Annotated in this window: 20 protein-coding genes and 4 tRNA genes; all 24 read left to right on the forward strand. The window is 35.1% G+C overall.

Annotated elements, in window-relative coordinates; translation table 11 throughout:
- The first annotated feature begins 71 nt into the window (after positions 1-71).
- The 24 genes from ACFOSE_RS07950 (at position 72) to ACFOSE_RS08065 (ending at position 15921) form a co-directional block, all read left to right on the forward strand.
- Positions 72-142, forward strand: a tRNA-Gly gene (locus ACFOSE_RS07950).
- Between the two features lie 33 nt (positions 143-175).
- Positions 176-249, forward strand: a tRNA-Ile gene (locus tag ACFOSE_RS07955).
- Positions 250-262: 13 nt separating this feature from the next.
- Positions 263-334 (forward strand) — tRNA-Glu (locus ACFOSE_RS07960).
- Positions 335-338: 4 nt separating this feature from the next.
- Positions 339-426: transfer RNA gene (locus ACFOSE_RS07965), tRNA-Ser, on the forward strand.
- A 66-nt stretch (positions 427-492) separates the two neighbouring features.
- Positions 493-1323 (forward strand): rod shape-determining protein MreC, encoded by an 831-nt coding sequence (gene mreC / locus ACFOSE_RS07970; RefSeq protein WP_380432274.1) that lies wholly within the window; start codon positions 493-495, stop codon positions 1321-1323.
- A gap of 1 nt (position 1324) precedes the next feature.
- Complete coding sequence (gene mreD / locus ACFOSE_RS07975; RefSeq protein WP_380432276.1) at positions 1325-1828, forward strand: rod shape-determining protein MreD; 504 nt, start codon at positions 1325-1327, stop codon at positions 1826-1828.
- Between the two features lie 89 nt (positions 1829-1917).
- Complete coding sequence (locus ACFOSE_RS07980) at positions 1918-3264, forward strand: PcsB-like coiled-coil domain-containing protein (RefSeq protein WP_380432278.1); 1347 nt, start codon at positions 1918-1920, stop codon at positions 3262-3264.
- A 261-nt stretch (positions 3265-3525) separates the two neighbouring features.
- A complete protein-coding gene (locus ACFOSE_RS07985; RefSeq protein ID WP_380432280.1) occupies positions 3526-4494 on the forward strand; it encodes a ribose-phosphate diphosphokinase in 969 nt (322 codons plus the stop codon).
- A 118-nt stretch (positions 4495-4612) separates the two neighbouring features.
- Positions 4613-5788 carry a pyridoxal phosphate-dependent aminotransferase gene (locus ACFOSE_RS07990; protein ID WP_380432282.1) on the forward strand — a complete coding sequence of 392 codons (1176 nt, stop codon included), beginning with the start codon at positions 4613-4615 and terminating at the stop codon, positions 5786-5788.
- Complete coding sequence (gene recO / locus ACFOSE_RS07995) at positions 5778-6533, forward strand: DNA repair protein RecO (RefSeq protein ID WP_380432284.1); 756 nt, start codon at positions 5778-5780, stop codon at positions 6531-6533. Before ACFOSE_RS07990 ends, recO begins: the two co-directional genes overlap by 11 nt.
- Before the next feature lie 156 nt (positions 6534-6689).
- Positions 6690-7697, forward strand: coding sequence for a phosphate acyltransferase PlsX (gene plsX, locus ACFOSE_RS08000; RefSeq protein WP_380432285.1), 1008 nt, complete (start codon positions 6690-6692; stop codon positions 7695-7697).
- Positions 7690-7935, forward strand: coding sequence for an acyl carrier protein (acpP, locus tag ACFOSE_RS08005; RefSeq protein WP_380432287.1), 246 nt, complete (start codon positions 7690-7692; stop codon positions 7933-7935). Before plsX ends, acpP begins: the two co-directional genes overlap by 8 nt.
- Before the next feature lie 210 nt (positions 7936-8145).
- Positions 8146-8277 carry a hypothetical protein gene (locus tag ACFOSE_RS08010; RefSeq protein WP_380432289.1) on the forward strand — a complete coding sequence of 44 codons (132 nt, stop codon included), beginning with the start codon at positions 8146-8148 and terminating at the stop codon, positions 8275-8277.
- Between the two features lie 278 nt (positions 8278-8555).
- On the forward strand, positions 8556-9401 hold the full coding sequence (locus ACFOSE_RS08015) for an ABC transporter ATP-binding protein (RefSeq protein WP_380432291.1): 846 nt from the start codon (positions 8556-8558) through the stop codon (positions 9399-9401).
- Positions 9394-10107: an ABC transporter permease gene (locus ACFOSE_RS08020; protein WP_380432293.1), complete on the forward strand. Its 714-nt coding sequence runs from the start codon at positions 9394-9396 to the stop codon at positions 10105-10107. The genes ACFOSE_RS08015 and ACFOSE_RS08020 overlap by 8 nt, the downstream gene beginning before the upstream one ends.
- A 213-nt stretch (positions 10108-10320) precedes the next feature.
- A complete protein-coding gene (locus tag ACFOSE_RS08025; RefSeq protein ID WP_380432295.1) occupies positions 10321-11475 on the forward strand; it encodes a hypothetical protein in 1155 nt (384 codons plus the stop codon).
- Entirely contained in the window at positions 11468-12208 is a 741-nt protein-coding gene (locus ACFOSE_RS08030; RefSeq protein WP_380432297.1) for a methyltransferase domain-containing protein, read from the forward strand. The genes ACFOSE_RS08025 and ACFOSE_RS08030 overlap by 8 nt, the downstream gene beginning before the upstream one ends.
- Positions 12198-12905, forward strand: coding sequence for an SDR family NAD(P)-dependent oxidoreductase (locus tag ACFOSE_RS08035; protein WP_380432298.1), 708 nt, complete (start codon positions 12198-12200; stop codon positions 12903-12905). Before ACFOSE_RS08030 ends, ACFOSE_RS08035 begins: the two co-directional genes overlap by 11 nt.
- A gap of 10 nt (positions 12906-12915) precedes the next feature.
- Complete coding sequence (locus ACFOSE_RS08040; protein ID WP_380432300.1) at positions 12916-13824, forward strand: hypothetical protein; 909 nt, start codon at positions 12916-12918, stop codon at positions 13822-13824.
- 20 nt (positions 13825-13844) lie between these two features.
- Positions 13845-15083: an aminotransferase class III-fold pyridoxal phosphate-dependent enzyme gene (locus ACFOSE_RS08045; RefSeq protein WP_380432302.1), complete on the forward strand. Its 1239-nt coding sequence runs from the start codon at positions 13845-13847 to the stop codon at positions 15081-15083.
- A gap of 192 nt (positions 15084-15275) precedes the next feature.
- The gene (locus ACFOSE_RS08050) at positions 15276-15404 is read left to right on the forward strand and encodes a hypothetical protein (RefSeq protein WP_380432304.1); all 129 of its coding nucleotides are present in this window, start codon (positions 15276-15278) and stop codon (positions 15402-15404) included.
- Positions 15405-15435: 31 nt separating this feature from the next.
- Positions 15436-15576, forward strand: coding sequence for a hypothetical protein (locus tag ACFOSE_RS08055; RefSeq protein WP_380432306.1), 141 nt, complete (start codon positions 15436-15438; stop codon positions 15574-15576).
- Positions 15577-15586: 10 nt separating this feature from the next.
- Positions 15587-15778, forward strand: coding sequence for a hypothetical protein (locus ACFOSE_RS08060; RefSeq protein ID WP_380432307.1), 192 nt, complete (start codon positions 15587-15589; stop codon positions 15776-15778).
- Complete coding sequence (locus tag ACFOSE_RS08065; RefSeq protein WP_003090209.1) at positions 15775-15921, forward strand: hypothetical protein; 147 nt, start codon at positions 15775-15777, stop codon at positions 15919-15921. The genes ACFOSE_RS08060 and ACFOSE_RS08065 overlap by 4 nt, the downstream gene beginning before the upstream one ends.
- Positions 15922-16112 lie beyond the last annotated feature (191 nt).

Raw genomic sequence — 16112 nt, forward strand, 5'->3', positions numbered from 1 at the left:
GTTTAGCTCAGCTGGGAGAGCATCTGCCTTACAAGCAGAGGGTCAGCGGTTCGAACCCGTTAACTCCCATAGCGGGTGTAGTTTAGTGGTAAAACTACAGCCTTCCAAGCTGTTGTCGCGAGTTCGATTCTCGTCACCCGCTTTATAATGAAAATTATAACCCAAACAGAGTTTGGGGCGCATAGCTCAGCTGGTTAGAGCGCACGCCTGATAAGCGTGAGGTCGGTGGTTCGAGTCCACTTGTGCCCATTTAGTAAGATATGGTCCGTTGGTCAAGGGGTTAAGACACCGCCTTTTCACGGCGGTAACACGGGTTCGAATCCCGTACGGACTATATTGGAGAATTACTCAAGAGGCTGAAGAGGACGGTTTGCTAAATCGTTAGGTCGGGAAACTGACGCGGGGGTTCGAATCCCCCATTCTCCGTATTAGTTTACAAAACGAGTTATCGAATGGTATCTCGTTTTATTTCTTTTTAAAAAGAGGTTCATTATGAAAAAAATTAGATTTTCCCGCGTATTGACTCTAGGGGCAACAACTATAATAATTTTTTTAGTGCTTCTTTTTTTTATTTTTAGAAATAGTTCAATCGTTAAGACAATAACTTCTCCTATTAGTGGTATTACTTCTAAGTTTGATTATTTTATATCTTATCCTTTTCGTCTAGTTTCTTCAGCTAAGGATGAAGTTTTGGACCTTTTAGATACATATAGTGAAAATGAATCTTTGAAAAAAAGTATTTCAGAAATGAAGGATCAATCTTCTGAGGTGGAGTATCTTACTGAAGAAAATCAGAGTTTGGCTAGTGCTCTTGAAATAGAAGATGCTTTTTCTAGTCATAAAACATTAACGAGTAAAGTGACTGTGAGATCAACTTTATCATGGTATGATAATTTGACTATGGGAGTGGGTAAAAAAGATGGTGTAACCTCATCAATGTTAGCTGTTTCTGATGGAGGTTTAATTGGTAAGGTCTCTGATTTATCTTCTTCTTCTACTACTCTACAATTAGTATCGAATTCTGAAGGAACTTATGAGATTCCTGTTAAAATGAGTAACTCGGCAGGAGATGTATATGGTATTTTAACTGGATATGATTCAAAAAAGAATGCTTTAGTTATTGAAGAATTAAATATTGATAGGGAACTGAATAAAGATGATGAAGTTGTAACAAGTGGCCTTGATGGAAAAAGTATAGCTGGAATTAGTGTTGGTAAAGTTTCTTCAGTTAGCAAGTCAAAGGATATAAGTAAACGTAAAGTTTATGTTAACCCAACTGCTAATTTAGATAGTATTAGTTATATAACATTGATTGGAAGTTAAAATGAAATTCTTTAAAAATAACTTATTCATATCAATTTTAGCTTTTCTACTTCTATTAATTGATGGACACTTTTCTGATTTACTAACGGCATTGGCAGGTCATTCCTTTTTCATACAAACGCATCTATTTCTTATATTTTTCTTCTATTTTTTAAGATTTTCGACAAGTGATTATTTCTCATATTTGTTAGCCTTTGGTATAGGTCTCATATACGATAGTTATTACCTAAGCTTTATTGGGATAGCTTGCATCATCTTACCTGTTTTGGTTTATTTGATCATAAAATTTAGCAGATATTTTGGAACTCCCATACGAAGGATACTAGCTTTTTTCATCTTTCTATTTCTTTACGATATTTCTTGTTATGGTTTAGCGGTTGTTTATCGTTTAACAACTTATAGTTTTTCAGCTTTTGTTACATATCAATTAGTAGGGTCACTAATTTTTAATTTGCTAATTTTCTTAGTATTAAGCAATATTACTTATAAGAGAAACTCTAAATAAACATATAACTGTAATATTAACGTAACAAACATCCCCTTGCTTTTTGGTATAATATAATGGTCTTATCAAATAGGAGTAGTTTAATTAACATGAAAAAACGTATTTTATCAACAGTATTGCTTAGTGGTGTAGCTCTTACAGCAGCAGCTACAACAAGTGTAAATGCTGATGATTACGATACAGCGATTGCTAATCAAGATTCTGTCATCAGTAATTTGTCAGCTCAACAACAAGCAGCGCAAGCTCAAGTATCTGTAATTCAAACAGAAGTATCTTCGCTTGATGGTCAAAACGCTGAACTTGAAGCTCAAAATACAGAACTTCAAGCCCAATCATTAAGTCTGGCAAGTGAAATCCAAGACTTGTCAGCTAAGATTGTTGCGCGTAATGAATCAATCCAAGCACAAGCGAAAAATGCTCAAAAAAATAATACGGCAACTAGCTATATTAATACAATTTTAAATTCAAAATCTATTTCTGATGCTATTAGCCGTGTTGTAGCTGTTCATGAAGTTGTAGCAGCAAGTCAAAGTCAACTTGTTCAACAACAAGCTGATCAAGCAGCTTTGAAAGCTAAACAAGCAGAAAATCAAGCAGCGATTGATCAAGTTGCAGCCAATCAAGCTACAATTGAAGCTAATAAAGTTGCTCTTTCATCACAACAAGCAGCTTTAGAAGCAGCACAAGCTTCTATTTCAGCTGAAATTGCAACTGCACAAGCTAATAAAGAAGCTATTGTGATTGCTAAGTCAACTGCAGAATCTCAAGCAGCAAGTGCAGCCACATCTGCTTCAATTGCAAGTTCTGAATCTGAAGCGGCAGCAGCATCTGAAGCCGTATCTACATCAGAAGTTGCTCAAGAACAAGTTGCTGATCAAGAACAACCGACAGAAAATCAAACGGCATCTGCTGAAACATCAGCATCTGAGGCAGCAAGCGAGGCTCTAACTACAACAGAATCTGAAGCAGCAGCTCAAGAGCAACCGGCAGCAGAAGCACCAGCTACTGATAACGCAACTGCTACAGAAGCGGCTCCGGCGCCAGCTCAAGAAGAGCAGCCAGCAGCGGATTCAACTCCTGCTCCAGCACCAGCAGCAACAGAAGTTGATACTTCAAATACTTATCCAGTAGGTCAATGTACTTGGGGTGTTAAATCATTGGCATCATGGGTTGGTAACTATTGGGGTAATGCTAATCAATGGGGTGCTAGTGCAGTAGCTGCAGGTCACTCTACAGGTTCAACACCACAAGTTGGTTCACTTGTTGTATGGCCAAATGATGGCGGTGGATATGGTCACGTTGCCTATGTGACATCTGTTAACGGTTCAACAATTACTGTTAATGAAGCAAATTATGCAGGAAACCAATCTATTGGTGACTACCGTGGTAGCTTTGATGTTAGCTCATCTGGTTCACACTACTTTATCTATCAATAAAATAATGAAAGGAGAACAACTGTTCTCTTTTTTTGTGCTGCTTTCTCAACATAGTGGGTAACTTATAACTAAGCAAGATAGAGAATCAGATTTGAATATTATTGAAAAGTGGGTGATGATTTATCAAGTTCAAGCGGTCTTCAAACAGATATTATAGAGCTGTTTTTGTTTCTTATATTATCTTTTAACTATTTCTATTTACATTGAAAATTTATGGGAAAAACGTTAAAATAATAGAGGATAAAAACTTTGGAGGAAGTCATGTCATTTAATAATTTAAAGCTTTTTGCTCTATCCTCAAATCAGGAGTTAGCTGAAAAAGTTGCAAGCTCTATTGGTATTTCTTTAGGAAAAGCAACAATACGCCAATTTTCTGATGGTGAAATTCAGGTAAACATTGAAGAATCAATTCGTGGTCATCATGTATTCATTCTTCAATCAACTAGTTCACCTGTCAATAATAACTTAATGGAAATATTGATAATGGTTGATGCTCTCAAGCGCGCCAGTGCAGAAACTGTTAGTGTGGTTATGCCATATTATGGTTATGCTCGTCAAGATCGTAAGGCGCGCTCACGTGAGCCTATTACTTCTAAATTAGTTGCTAATATGCTTGAAGTGGCAGGCGTGGATCGTTTATTGACAGTTGATTTACATGCTGCACAAATCCAAGGTTTCTTTGATATCCCAGTTGATCATTTGATGGGGGCTCCGTTAATTGCAGATTACTTTAATCGTCAGGGATTAGTTGGTGATGATGTTGTCGTGGTCAGTCCTGACCATGGAGGTGTTACACGTGCCCGCAAGTTAGCCCAGTGCCTTCGTACCCCTATTGCTATTATTGATAAACGTCGCAGTGTAGACAAAATGAATACCAGTGAAGTAATGAATATCATTGGTAATATTGAAGGTAAAACTTGTATTTTGATTGATGACATGATTGATACGGCAGGAACAATTTGCCATGCAGCAGATGCTCTTGCTGAGGCTGGTGCAACAGCAGTTTATGCTTCTTGTACTCACCCTGTTCTATCTGGTCCGGCTCTGGACAATATTTCAAAATCTGCGATTAAGAAATTGGTCGTTTTGGATACTATATACTTGCCTGAGGAGCGCTTGATTGATAAGATTGAACAAATTTCTATTGCAGATTTGATTGGTGAAGCTATTATTCGTATTCATGAGAAACGTCCTCTTTCACCATTATTTGAACTTGAAATTCCAAAATAATTAAAGTCTGGTTTTCCAGATTTTTTATTTTTATGTGATTATAGGTTACTTTTAGCTGAGGCTGCTAATTCTTTAGATTTATTGTATAATAAATCTATTATTATTACGAGGTGAGACTATGGATTTAACAAAGCGATTCAATAAAAACTTAGAAAAAATTGAAGTATCACTAATTCGTCAATTTGATCAGTCTATTTCTTCTGTGCCAGGCATTTTAAAAATGACTTTAGGGGAACCTGATTTTATGACACCGGATCATATTAAAGAGGCTGCAAAGGCTGCTATTGATGCTAATCAGAGCCATTATACTGGAATGGCAGGGCTTCCTGAATTGCGTCAAGCGGCTTCAGATTTTGTCAAAGAAAAGTACCATCTTAATTATAATCCAGATTCGGAAATTTTAGTTACTATTGGAGCTACGGAAGCTTTGTCTGCAACTCTAACAGCAGTTTTAGAGCCAGGGGATACAGTTTTATTGCCAGCTCCTGCTTACCCCGGCTATGAGCCTATTGCTAATTTAGTAGGAGCAGAAATTGTAGAAATTGATACAACTGATAATGATTTTGTTCTGACACCTGAACAACTTGAAGAGGCAATATTGGCACAAGGAGATAAACTGAAAGCAGTGTTGCTTAATTACCCAACTAATCCTACAGGAGTTACTTATTCACGTGAACAAATTAAAGCTTTTGCTGAAGTATTGAGAAAATACGATATCTTTGTCGTGAGTGATGAGGTCTATTCAGAATTAACCTATACGGAAGATTCCCATGTTTCTATTGGGGAATATTTACCAGATCAAGCAATTGTTATAAATGGTCTATCTAAGTCTCATGCAATGACTGGCTGGCGGATTGGTTTCATTTTTGCTCCCGAAGTTTTTACAGCTCAGCTTATTAAAAGCCATCAATACTTGGTGACAGCTGCTACAACTAATGCTCAATTTGCAGCGATTGAAGCTTTAACAGTTGGTAAAGATGATGCCTTACCAATGAAAGCAGAATACATTAAACGTCGGGACTATATTATTGAAAAAATGACCGAGATGAATTTTAAGATTATTAAACCAACAGGGGCTTTTTATATCTTTGCTAAGATTCCGGTGGCTCAAGGTCAAGATTCTTTCCAATTCTTAAAAGATTTTGCCTATCAGAAGTCTGTTGCTATGATTCCTGGTGTGGCTTTTGGTCAATATGGGGAAGGTTATCTACGTATTTCTTATGCTGCTAGCATGGAAACAATTAAAGAAGCCATGAAACGCTTGAAAGAATACATGAGTCAATATGCAAAGTAGAGAGTCTAGGGGGCTTGTCCTATACAATCAAAACTATCGTGAGGATGATAAATTAGTTAAAATATTTACAGAAATATCAGGAAAACGTATGTTTTTTGTTAAACATATTAGTCGTTCAAAATTATTCTCTGTTATCCAACCTTTAACGGTTGCAGATTTTCTTTTAAAGATCAATGATAATGGTTTATCCTATATTGATGATTATAAAGAAGTTATGGTTTTCAAGCATATTAATGAGGATATTTTTGCGCTCTCCTATGCGACCTATGTTGCTTCTTTGGCAGATGCTGCTATAGCAGATGGTGTTTATGATTCTCAGCTTTTTGCTTTTTTGATTAAGACTCTAGAATTGATGGAACAAGGGTTGGACTATGAAATTTTAACAAATATTTTTGAACTTCAAATATTAGAACGATTTGGGGTAAACTTAAATTTTCATGAGTGTGTCTTTTGTCATCGAACAGGACAAGCATTTGATTTTTCTTACAAGTATTCAGGAGTATTGTGTTCAGAACATTATCTTAAGGATCTCAAGCGTAGCCACTTAGATCCTAATGTTCTTTATTTGTTAGACTGCTTTCAAACAATATCTTTTAAAGACTTACAAACCATTTCCGTAAAACCGGAAATGAAGCAAAAACTTAGGTTTTTTTTAGATGACATTTATGATACTTATGTGGGGATTCATTTAAAATCCAAAAAATTTATTGATGACTTATCTCAATGGGGAGATATCATGAAGTAGTTTAAAGATGGGGAAGTCCATCTTTTTTCTATTTTATAGGAAAATTAAGGACTAAGTATCATTGCTTTTATGGTTTTGTCACTAATTGGTGATGAAAAGCTGGCTAGTTTATGCTATAATACTGGCACTAGTCAGATATTGAAAAGAGGGAATAAAATGAGGACAATTGCTATCGATGCTATGGGAGGAGATCATGCCCCAAAAGCTATTGTGGAAGGTGTCAATCAAGCTATTGCAGAATTTTCGGATATTGAAATTAAACTTTATGGGGATGAGGCAAAGATAAAAGAATATTTAATAGCCAAGGAGCGTGTTACTATTGTTCACACCGAGGAAAAAATCAACTCAGATGATGAACCTGTTCAAGCTATTCGTAAGAAAAAACAAGCTTCGATGATTTTGGGAGCTCAGGCTGTTAAAGATGGCGAAGCAGAGGCAGTCATTTCTGCTGGTAATACAGGTGCTTTATTGGCGGCTGGTTTATTTGTTGTGGGGCGAATAAAAGGAATTGATCGTCCGGCTCTCATGTCAAGTTTACCCACCATTGATGGTAAAAATTTTGAAATGTTGGATCTTGGTGCTAATGCTGAAAATACAGCCCATCATCTTCATCAATATGCTATATTGGGATCATTTTATGCCGAAGCAGTTAATGGTGTCAAACAACCGCGTGTTGGCTTGTTGAATAATGGAACGGAAGCTACTAAGGGTGACCCCCTTCGCAAGGAAGTATTTGAACTTTTATCAAATGAATCGACTATTAATTTTATTGGTAATATTGAAGCGCGTGAATTGTTAAATAGGGTTGCTGATGTTGTTGTGACAGATGGGTTTACAGGAAATGCAGTGCTCAAGACGATTGAAGGAACTGGCCTGTCTATTTTTAAGGCTCTAAAAAAAGCGATTCAAGATGGGGGACTAAAAGCTAAAGCAGGTGCTTACCTGATGAAAGACAGCCTCTATGGTATGCGAGATATGATGGACTATTCTTCAGCTGGCGGAGCAGTTTTAATTGGTTTGCAGGCTCCGGTAGTCAAATGCCATGGTTCTAGCCAAGCAGATTCTGTCTATTATACAATTAAACAAGTAAGGACCATGTTGGAAAATCAAGTGGTTGATAAAATTGTTAACGAGTTTTCTAAGGAAAGGGGACAAAATGAATAGAATCGAAATTTTTGAAAAAATTAGCCAAATGATCAAGGAACAGATGCACCAAGAGGATTTTCAAGTTACAGAAGACACTTCGTTTAAGGATGATTTGGGGGTTGATTCTATTGATTTGATGGAATTTATTGTTAATTTGGAGGATGAATTTTCAATTGAAATTCCTGACGATGATATTGAAGATGTTACAAAGCTGGGGGATATACTGAATTATCTGGAGACCAAGCTTGCAGAATAACTATAGATAATTAAGACTGTTAGAAGTTCACTAACAGTTTTTTGTTGCCTTCTGAATCAATTAATAAAAAGCTACTTCTAAATTTTAGTGATGACATAAATGTCACTATTATTAAAAATCACTCCGGTTTATAATAACATCATAGCGATAAGGAAATCCCAAGTCGCTAATAATTCTGGAATTAAATTTTGAAGAAAGGAGAAAATAAACATGATCGAAACTAAAAACTACATTGATTTAACAACAGAAGAGTTGTCAGATCTTATCGGTGGCGGATTTTTCTATTCAGCTGGTCAAGTAATTGGTTGGGCTGTTAAAGTGGCTGCAACCACTGTTGCTTAGCGCTATGAAAAAAACTTTTATTACTCACTGCTCTTATTCTGGTCTTGGCATTCTTAATGATCAGATTATTCACTCCTCACCAATCTGATCCTTCGAAGATTATTTTCCTTGCCTTGATTGCTATAGGTCTTGGAAAAAAAGCTTTGACGAGAGCAGAATCGTAAGCCGATAATATCGGCTTTACCGTCCAAATGATATAGATTGTTTGGCTGGTAAAGCTCATATTTTAAGCTTTTAATAATATTATTTTTTTGATAATAATTATGAAAGGAAAATGTATGAATACTCCAGTTATTGTTGCTCAAACTATCAGAAAAACTTTTAACAAGACTGTTGCACTTGATGCCATTAGTTTTTCGATTGAAAAGGGTCAGATTTTTGGGTTTCTTGGACCTTCAGGATCAGGAAAAACGACTACAATCAATATCTTAACAGGACAGTTAACAGCAGACAGTGGCAGATCCTCTATTTTAGGACAAGATTCCCATGAACTAACGAACCAAGAATTACAGAAAATTGGTTTAGTCAGTGATACTAGTGGTTTTTATGAAAAAATATCCCTTTATAATAACCTGCTTTTTTATGGTAAATATTATGGGATAGATAGAGCTACTATCGACAATCTTCTCGAGCGGGTTGGTCTCTATGACAGTCGCAAGACAGTGGCTGAAAAGCTCTCAACAGGTATGAAACAGCGTATGCTTTTAGCTCGTGCACTTATTAACAGCCCCCAGGTTTTATTTCTTGATGAGCCAACTTCAGGTCTTGATCCGGCCACTTCTCAAGCTGTTCATGATTTGATTTTAGAGCTGAAAGAATCTGGAACAACAATCTTTTTGACCACCCATGATATGAACGAAGCGACCCTACTTTGCGATAAGCTGGCTTTGCTTAATAATGGCCGGCTGGTTGAACAGGGCAGTCCCAAAGAATTAATCCAGAAATACAATCAAGACAAACGGGTGAAACTGAGCTATCAAGACGGCTCTGAAAGAACTTTAACTTTTGCTGAACTGGGTCAAGTGATGATTGATGACAGCGAAAAAATAATTACTGTGCATTCTTGCGAACCGACATTAGAAGATATTTTTATTCAATTAACAGGAGGCAAACTCAATGTTTAGACAATTTACGGCTCTTCTTTGGCTGCGCTGTCAGATTATTCTATCTAATAAGAGTGTTCTCTTGCAAGTGCTTATGCCTGCGGCCTTGATTTACCTTTATCGGTTTATGATAGATAGTCAATATGGACCAAAAAACCAAATGGCTCTTGCTTATCTGATGATCTGTCTTCCCTTCGCCATAGTTCTAGCTGTAGGCAGTCCGATTCTGACTATTTTGGCAGATGAAAAAGAAAAGAACAACCTTAAAACTCTGTTGCTCAATGGTGTTAATACGAGTGAGTACCTCTTATCAACATTGGTTGTCCCGGTAGTTTTATCAGCAATTTATCTGGTGGTTGCTCCGCTTATTTTGGACGTGCCAATAAATCATTTAACAAACTATTGTGTTATTGGAAGCGCTACGGCTTTAGCGATTGTACTTCTCTACTTATTATTAGGTTTACTTGTCAAATCACAGGTTATGGCTCAGGTCGTTACAGTTCCAACAATGTTGATTTCAGCTTTCTTACCTATGCTCTCCAGCATGGATAAAACTGTTGCCAAGATAACAGACTACAGCTTTATGGGTCTTTTTACCAAGTTTTTCACTAAATGGGAAGATTTTTCTTGGCATCGTGCCATCTTACAAACATCCAGTTTGATTGTCTGGATTCTGGTACTTTTAGTAGTAATTGTCCTAGCAGCTAAACAGCAAAAGAAAAATTAGGGCTATTGAAAGACAAGTATGATGATTACTAGACCAAGTGTAGCCTTTGCAGCATGAGTTGCTAAGCTGCTGACTCATAAATGAGTTAATATTTATATTATAAAACACTAAAGAAGATTACAAGTCCTGCTTAGTAAGGGAACTTCACAATAAAATTTGTTTGAATTTTATTGTGTCTCTTCCTTATTATAGGAGGATAAAGCGGAGGAAAATATGATTGGGTTAAATATTGTCTTTGAAAAAGATGAGTTGCTATATTCATTAAAATTATCAACTCAAATGGATAAAAAATATAGCTTGGATTATTTTGATTTTGATAATCACAATTTTGAAGATTTTATTGATTATTTAGAATTCCTAGAGTTCGATAAATATATCTTTGTCACACTTGAAGAAGATAGCCGTTTAAAACGTCTTGCTAATTATTTGCAAGACCAACTTGATATGACAATTAAAGTAATGGCTATTGAGAATCTTGATAGCTTACTTGAAAAGTCCAAAATACAGGAAATTAAAGCAGAATTAGTTAATCATGATTTGTATCACAAACTAAGCTCTCTTAAGACAGAACAAGTCTTTCAAAATGGCTTTAAAGCTTTTAAAACTGCTGCTTATCCGAATCTGCCTAAAGGCTTATTGAAACATATTTTTGTAGATGATTGGGAAAGGTTTGTTTTAGAAAATCGTAGTCTATTAAATTATTTTGCCATTAACAGCGCTGTCTATGCGAATGATAATGACAGAGTTATTAAAGAAAAGTGGCCAATTATTATTAAATCCGTTTCAGATTTTTCGAATTTGAACTTTAAGATTTTTGATCAGAAATCTTTGGGAGAACTCTTTAATCAATTTGTAGAGTCTGGACGGATAAATTTGACAGATTATATCGCAGATTATGGTATTCTGATGGGCATAGCTAAATTAAATTCCTTATATTTCATAGATGGACAGTTTTATTTAGATTCTCAAGCAAAAATTAGGCTTGGAAATTCAGGAGATAGTTACCAACAACTACATAATCAAGCCAGTTTACAATTATCGGAAATTGATAAAGTATTAGTAAAAGAGGATGTGAAATATTTACTGACAGCCTTGTTAGATATCACTAGTATTTACGGAGAAATGGATTTTATTACTCCATATAACAACTATCAGATTAAAGCAATTGAGTTACCACTTAACCAATTGAAGTGGATTGCCTTTATGAACGATAATTCGCGCTTTGCTTTTAATGTTAAAACCGGACGTTTATTTAAAGTTAATACTTTAGTTATTCAATATTTGGAATATGTCATTAAGAATAAAGACAATGATATTGACAATGAGGCAATGAGTCAAGTGAAGGAGATGCTGCAAGTTCATGGATAAATCATTGATTTTTAATAAACTTCAAAAAAAGGCGACAGAACTAGAGATTATTGAAAATCTTTATGAGAATGATAGCTTTGCGAACTACTACCAGTCAATTATTAATCAAGATGAATTGCTAGGGGATGATATTGATAGTTATAAACAATTTTTTGATCAATCAATGCCGGTTTTAGAGATTGGTAGTGGGACAGGCAGAATTTTTAATCCATTATTTGAAGAAGGCTATAACATTTTTGGATTAGAGCCTGCAAAAGAGATGTCAGAGTATATTACGCCAAAGGGTCGCGATAGGATTTACTCTCATACCTTGCAAGAGATTGAAAAGCTGCCACAAAAAAATATCGAAGTTATTATTATTCCAGCGACTACAGTTTCACTTTTTAGTCATGAAGATTTTTATGACTTTTTAAAAAAGATTAAAGAAACGCAACCTCATATCAGGAGAATTGTATTTGATTTCTTAAAAGAAAGTTTCTTTGAATCTACAGATGGTCTTATACAATCCAATTACGTAAATGGTGAAAAATTTTACAATGTAAACTTTTTTGATCCGACTAAAGAACAAATTATCTACAATTTAGTAAGCCCCAAGAAATTAGGTATTTCTGTTAAGTATTCTTATTCGCATGAAGTATTGGAAAAAATATTTAGAAAATTAGGATTTAGTTTGAAACTTGTGAAAGATTCAGATACTTATGCCATGGTAGAAGGGATTTTTAATGAAGAATAACTTGCTTTTAATTGGCTCAGAAAGTCATATTTGTCAGGACTTTTTGAAAAGTTACTCCAAGAATTTTGACCGAATTGTTGGAATGGATTTTCCTGAAACATCCAACAATTTAACAACTTATCTTTCTGTTGATTTCCGTCAGGATACTTCTTTTGGAAAGATAGAAGTCTTTTTAAAGGAGTTAAACTTGACTTTCTCCAGCATTGTGTTCGCTTCTGGTATTAATTACATGAATGATACTTTTGGGGTGACACTTAAAGATTGGACTAGTACATTTGATGTTAATGTAAGGGCAGCTCTCTTTTCTATGAAGGCAATTCATAGTTGTCTGTCAGATGAAGCTTCTATTGTTTTTATAGCTTCACAAAATGGAGTTGTTGCTCACGAACAAAGAATAGATTATGGCCCCGCTAAAAGTGCCTTAATTCAATTGGCCAAAAATTTGTCAGTTGATTACGCCAAAATAGCAGATAAGGACATCAGGGTAAACACCATCTCACCCTCATACATTATCAATGACAGCAATAAGGAACTCTTATCTTCAAGTTTTGGAAAACGTTTATTAGCGCGGATTCCTTATAAGAAATTTGTGACTAATGAAGATGTTAACCGGACAATATTTTTTCTTCTAAGCGAGAACAGCAGGGCTATGCGTGGACAAAATCTCATTTTGGACTATGGCTATACTATTGTTTAGGAGGTAGATAATGAATCAAATAATTAAAGAATACAAAGACATTCAGTACCAAATTAACGATAGCAGAAGATGGCTATATAATGTTCGAAATGATCGTATGATTACATCTAACCATCATTTGGAAAATTATTTGAAAGACGCTGAAGAACCAGATAATCCCTTGCATGATTTTTATACCTCTCCTTATAAGAGGGGAAAATTGACTAATTTTCACTTGCTCAGACTGATTTTAGATAGCTCTAAGATTAATGCCTTCTATAAAATTTCCTTATTTTTTAATAGATGGTATTTAACATTTTTGATGTCAGTAGCCAGTTTTGCCATGCTGCCTAGTGCAGCAACAGCAGCTTCCATTGACTTGAATCATTTTTCACTAGAGCGCTTTTCGGCTTGGGATATGGCAGCTATCTATTTTGTGACTACTGTGGTAATTCTCCCCTTGCATGAGTACGCTCACTTCTCGGTTTATTATAAGTTTTTGAAGCCATCGAAAGTTACTTTTGGATTTTCTTTGAGATATTTTTCCATGCCTGTCTTTTTTATTAAAGTACCCTTTTATAAAATTTTGAAAGGCAGAAAAAGGAATGAATTGGTTTTAGCAGGTGTGAAATTTCAAGTTGCCATTTGGTTTTTCTTAACCTTGATAGACCTGCTGTATCCATCTAGTTTCCTATTTGGCTTAATTATTGTTAATTTAGGACTTATTATGACCAACTTATTACCATTCTTAAAATTGGATGGCTATTGGTATCTTAGTAATTTACTCGGGGTAGAAGATTATACGGCTTACTTCAAGGATATGTTTTCGCAAAATAGAAAATTTAGATTAGATATCTTTTTATTAGGCATAATAAATTTTCTGATGATAATTTTTTCCATTATTAGTTTTATCTATAATTTATTTGCTTACTTTATTTAGAAGGTTAGGAGTGAGAAAAGATGAAAAATTATGCTCTGTTAAATGGTACCTATGGTAATGAAACCATGTATGATTTGACCCCAGTTGGAGCGGATAATGCCTATTTATATGATAGTCAAAACAGGAAATATCTTGATTTAAGAAGCGGCTTATGGAACACTTCGCTCGGTTATATTGATTCTCTGTACCAACGAGTTTCTGAGAGATTTAATCAAGTGTTAAGTAAAAAGGTTCCTTATCTTGATATTCATTCCTTTCAGCATGATATTTACGATGAAGTGGCCAAAAAAGTTTTAGAACTGACAGGGCAAGACTTTAAGCGCGTTCTTTATACAAATTCTGGTTCAGAAAATACAGAATTAGCTTTAAAAATCGCCAATTATATCAATAAGAAAGGAAAGAGGAACCGCATCCTAGCTTTCAAAGATTCTTATCATGGAACATTTTTTGGTGGTATCTCAGTGAGTGGTATTGATCAAAAAATCAATAGCTCTTTCTATCCAAAATATGGAGAGGTGACTTTTATAGACTACCCCAAAACCATAAAACAAGAAAAGGATCTTCTAGACTATATTGCAAAAGTAGCTTTCTCTTATGATGTCATGATGATTGAACCGATTTTGGCTTCGGCAGGTGTCTACTTTGCTAGTACAGAGTTTTTCAATGCACTTTTAAAACTGCTGAGAGAAAATCAAGTCCTGATAGTCTTTGATGAAGTTGCTACTGGATTTTTTAAGACAGGGACACCATTCTATTTTCAACAGTTATCTGAAAGCCCTGATGTTTTATGTCTCAGCAAAGCTATTAATAATGGTATTGTTCCTTTTGGTTGTGTCTGTGTTAATAAAGAGGTTGATGGAAAATTGCAGCAAAATCCGAGAATCATGGAGCATTTCTCAACTCAAAATGGAAATCTTCTAGGATTAGAGTCGGCTAACATTGTTCTGGATTATTATATTAAGTCTAGGCAGGTCATAGAAAGAAAGATAAAAGATATTTATGATGAAATTTCAAACATTTTGGATTCACGAAATTTGTCCTATCGCAATAAAGGAATTATGACTGCGGTTAGGACGGAAAACAACCAATCGCTCCCGATAATGAAGTCATTAGAAAAGCTTGGTATACTGACCTATCTTTATGTTAACGAAGAAGAAGAGGGGCTATCTATTATGCCGCAGATTAATATTAATCTGACTGTCTTAGAAAAAGCGCTTAAACTGATTTCTAAAAAAATTGAAAGTCAAACTTCTTTTTAAGTTCAGTTTTTATTGAAAGGAGGTGAGATTGTGCAAAAAGAAAATTATATATCTGAATTACAGATTTTTGAAGAAATTGCTGTGGAGGAATTAAACACTAACTTTGGGAAATTAATTTGGCAAGCGTTGCTGCAACCGGTTATTCTATAAGCTGGCGAAATACTCAATATGATTTTGAAAGGAGGTGATGGAATGGAAGAAAAAGCTTTTCAAGTAGAATTTGATGAAATTAGTTCTGAAGAATTCAATGGTATTAGTGCAGTTCAAGTTGCTGCTGTAGGTGCTAGTGTTGCTGTAGGTGCTGCTTTGGTTATTACCTAATTAAATGATGTAAAATGAAAGGAAGACGAAAATGAAGGAACAAATTAAAGAAATGGTACCTCTTGTTGAATTTGAGGAAATTAATTCAGAAGAATTAAATGGGGATGGCTGGTTTATTGCTGGTGCTGTTACAGGTGCTGGTGCTGTTGTAGGTGTGGCTATTCTCACCTAAAGGAGTCTGTATGATTAATAGCGAACCCAAAAATTATTTTGAATCAATTTTATTATTAACTGCGGCAACAATCTTAATGATAGAAACCAAACATTTACTTGTAGCCGCTGTAATGCTAGTATTAACCCTACTACTATCAATTTTAGGCAGAAAAAAAGTAGTATCAAAAAGCTCAAGAACAAATATTAAGGAGAAACAATGAATAATTTAGATATCTCAACAACAGAATTTCAAGCAGAGACAATGTTTGAAGAACTTAACTCTGTAGAACTCAATGGCGCTGCTAGAGATTTTATTTTGGGAGCAGCAGCAGGAGCAACAATTGCTGGTGCAATCATAACCTAGTTATTGGTTATATAGCTATTTAGTAGATGATAGATTTTTAGATAAAAGAATTTTAATCCTAAACTATCACCTTGATTATTAATATAAAACAAAAGATAAGTGAAGAAATAATTAAAGATAGGCACTGCCCCCCTAACATGAGACAGAAGAAAAACACTCCTGTTGAAATCTAGTAAACTAGAAACAGGAGT

The sequence above is a fragment of the Streptococcus dentapri genome (genome assembly GCF_042649885.1).
Lineage (GTDB): Bacteria > Bacillota > Bacilli > Lactobacillales > Streptococcaceae > Streptococcus > Streptococcus dentapri.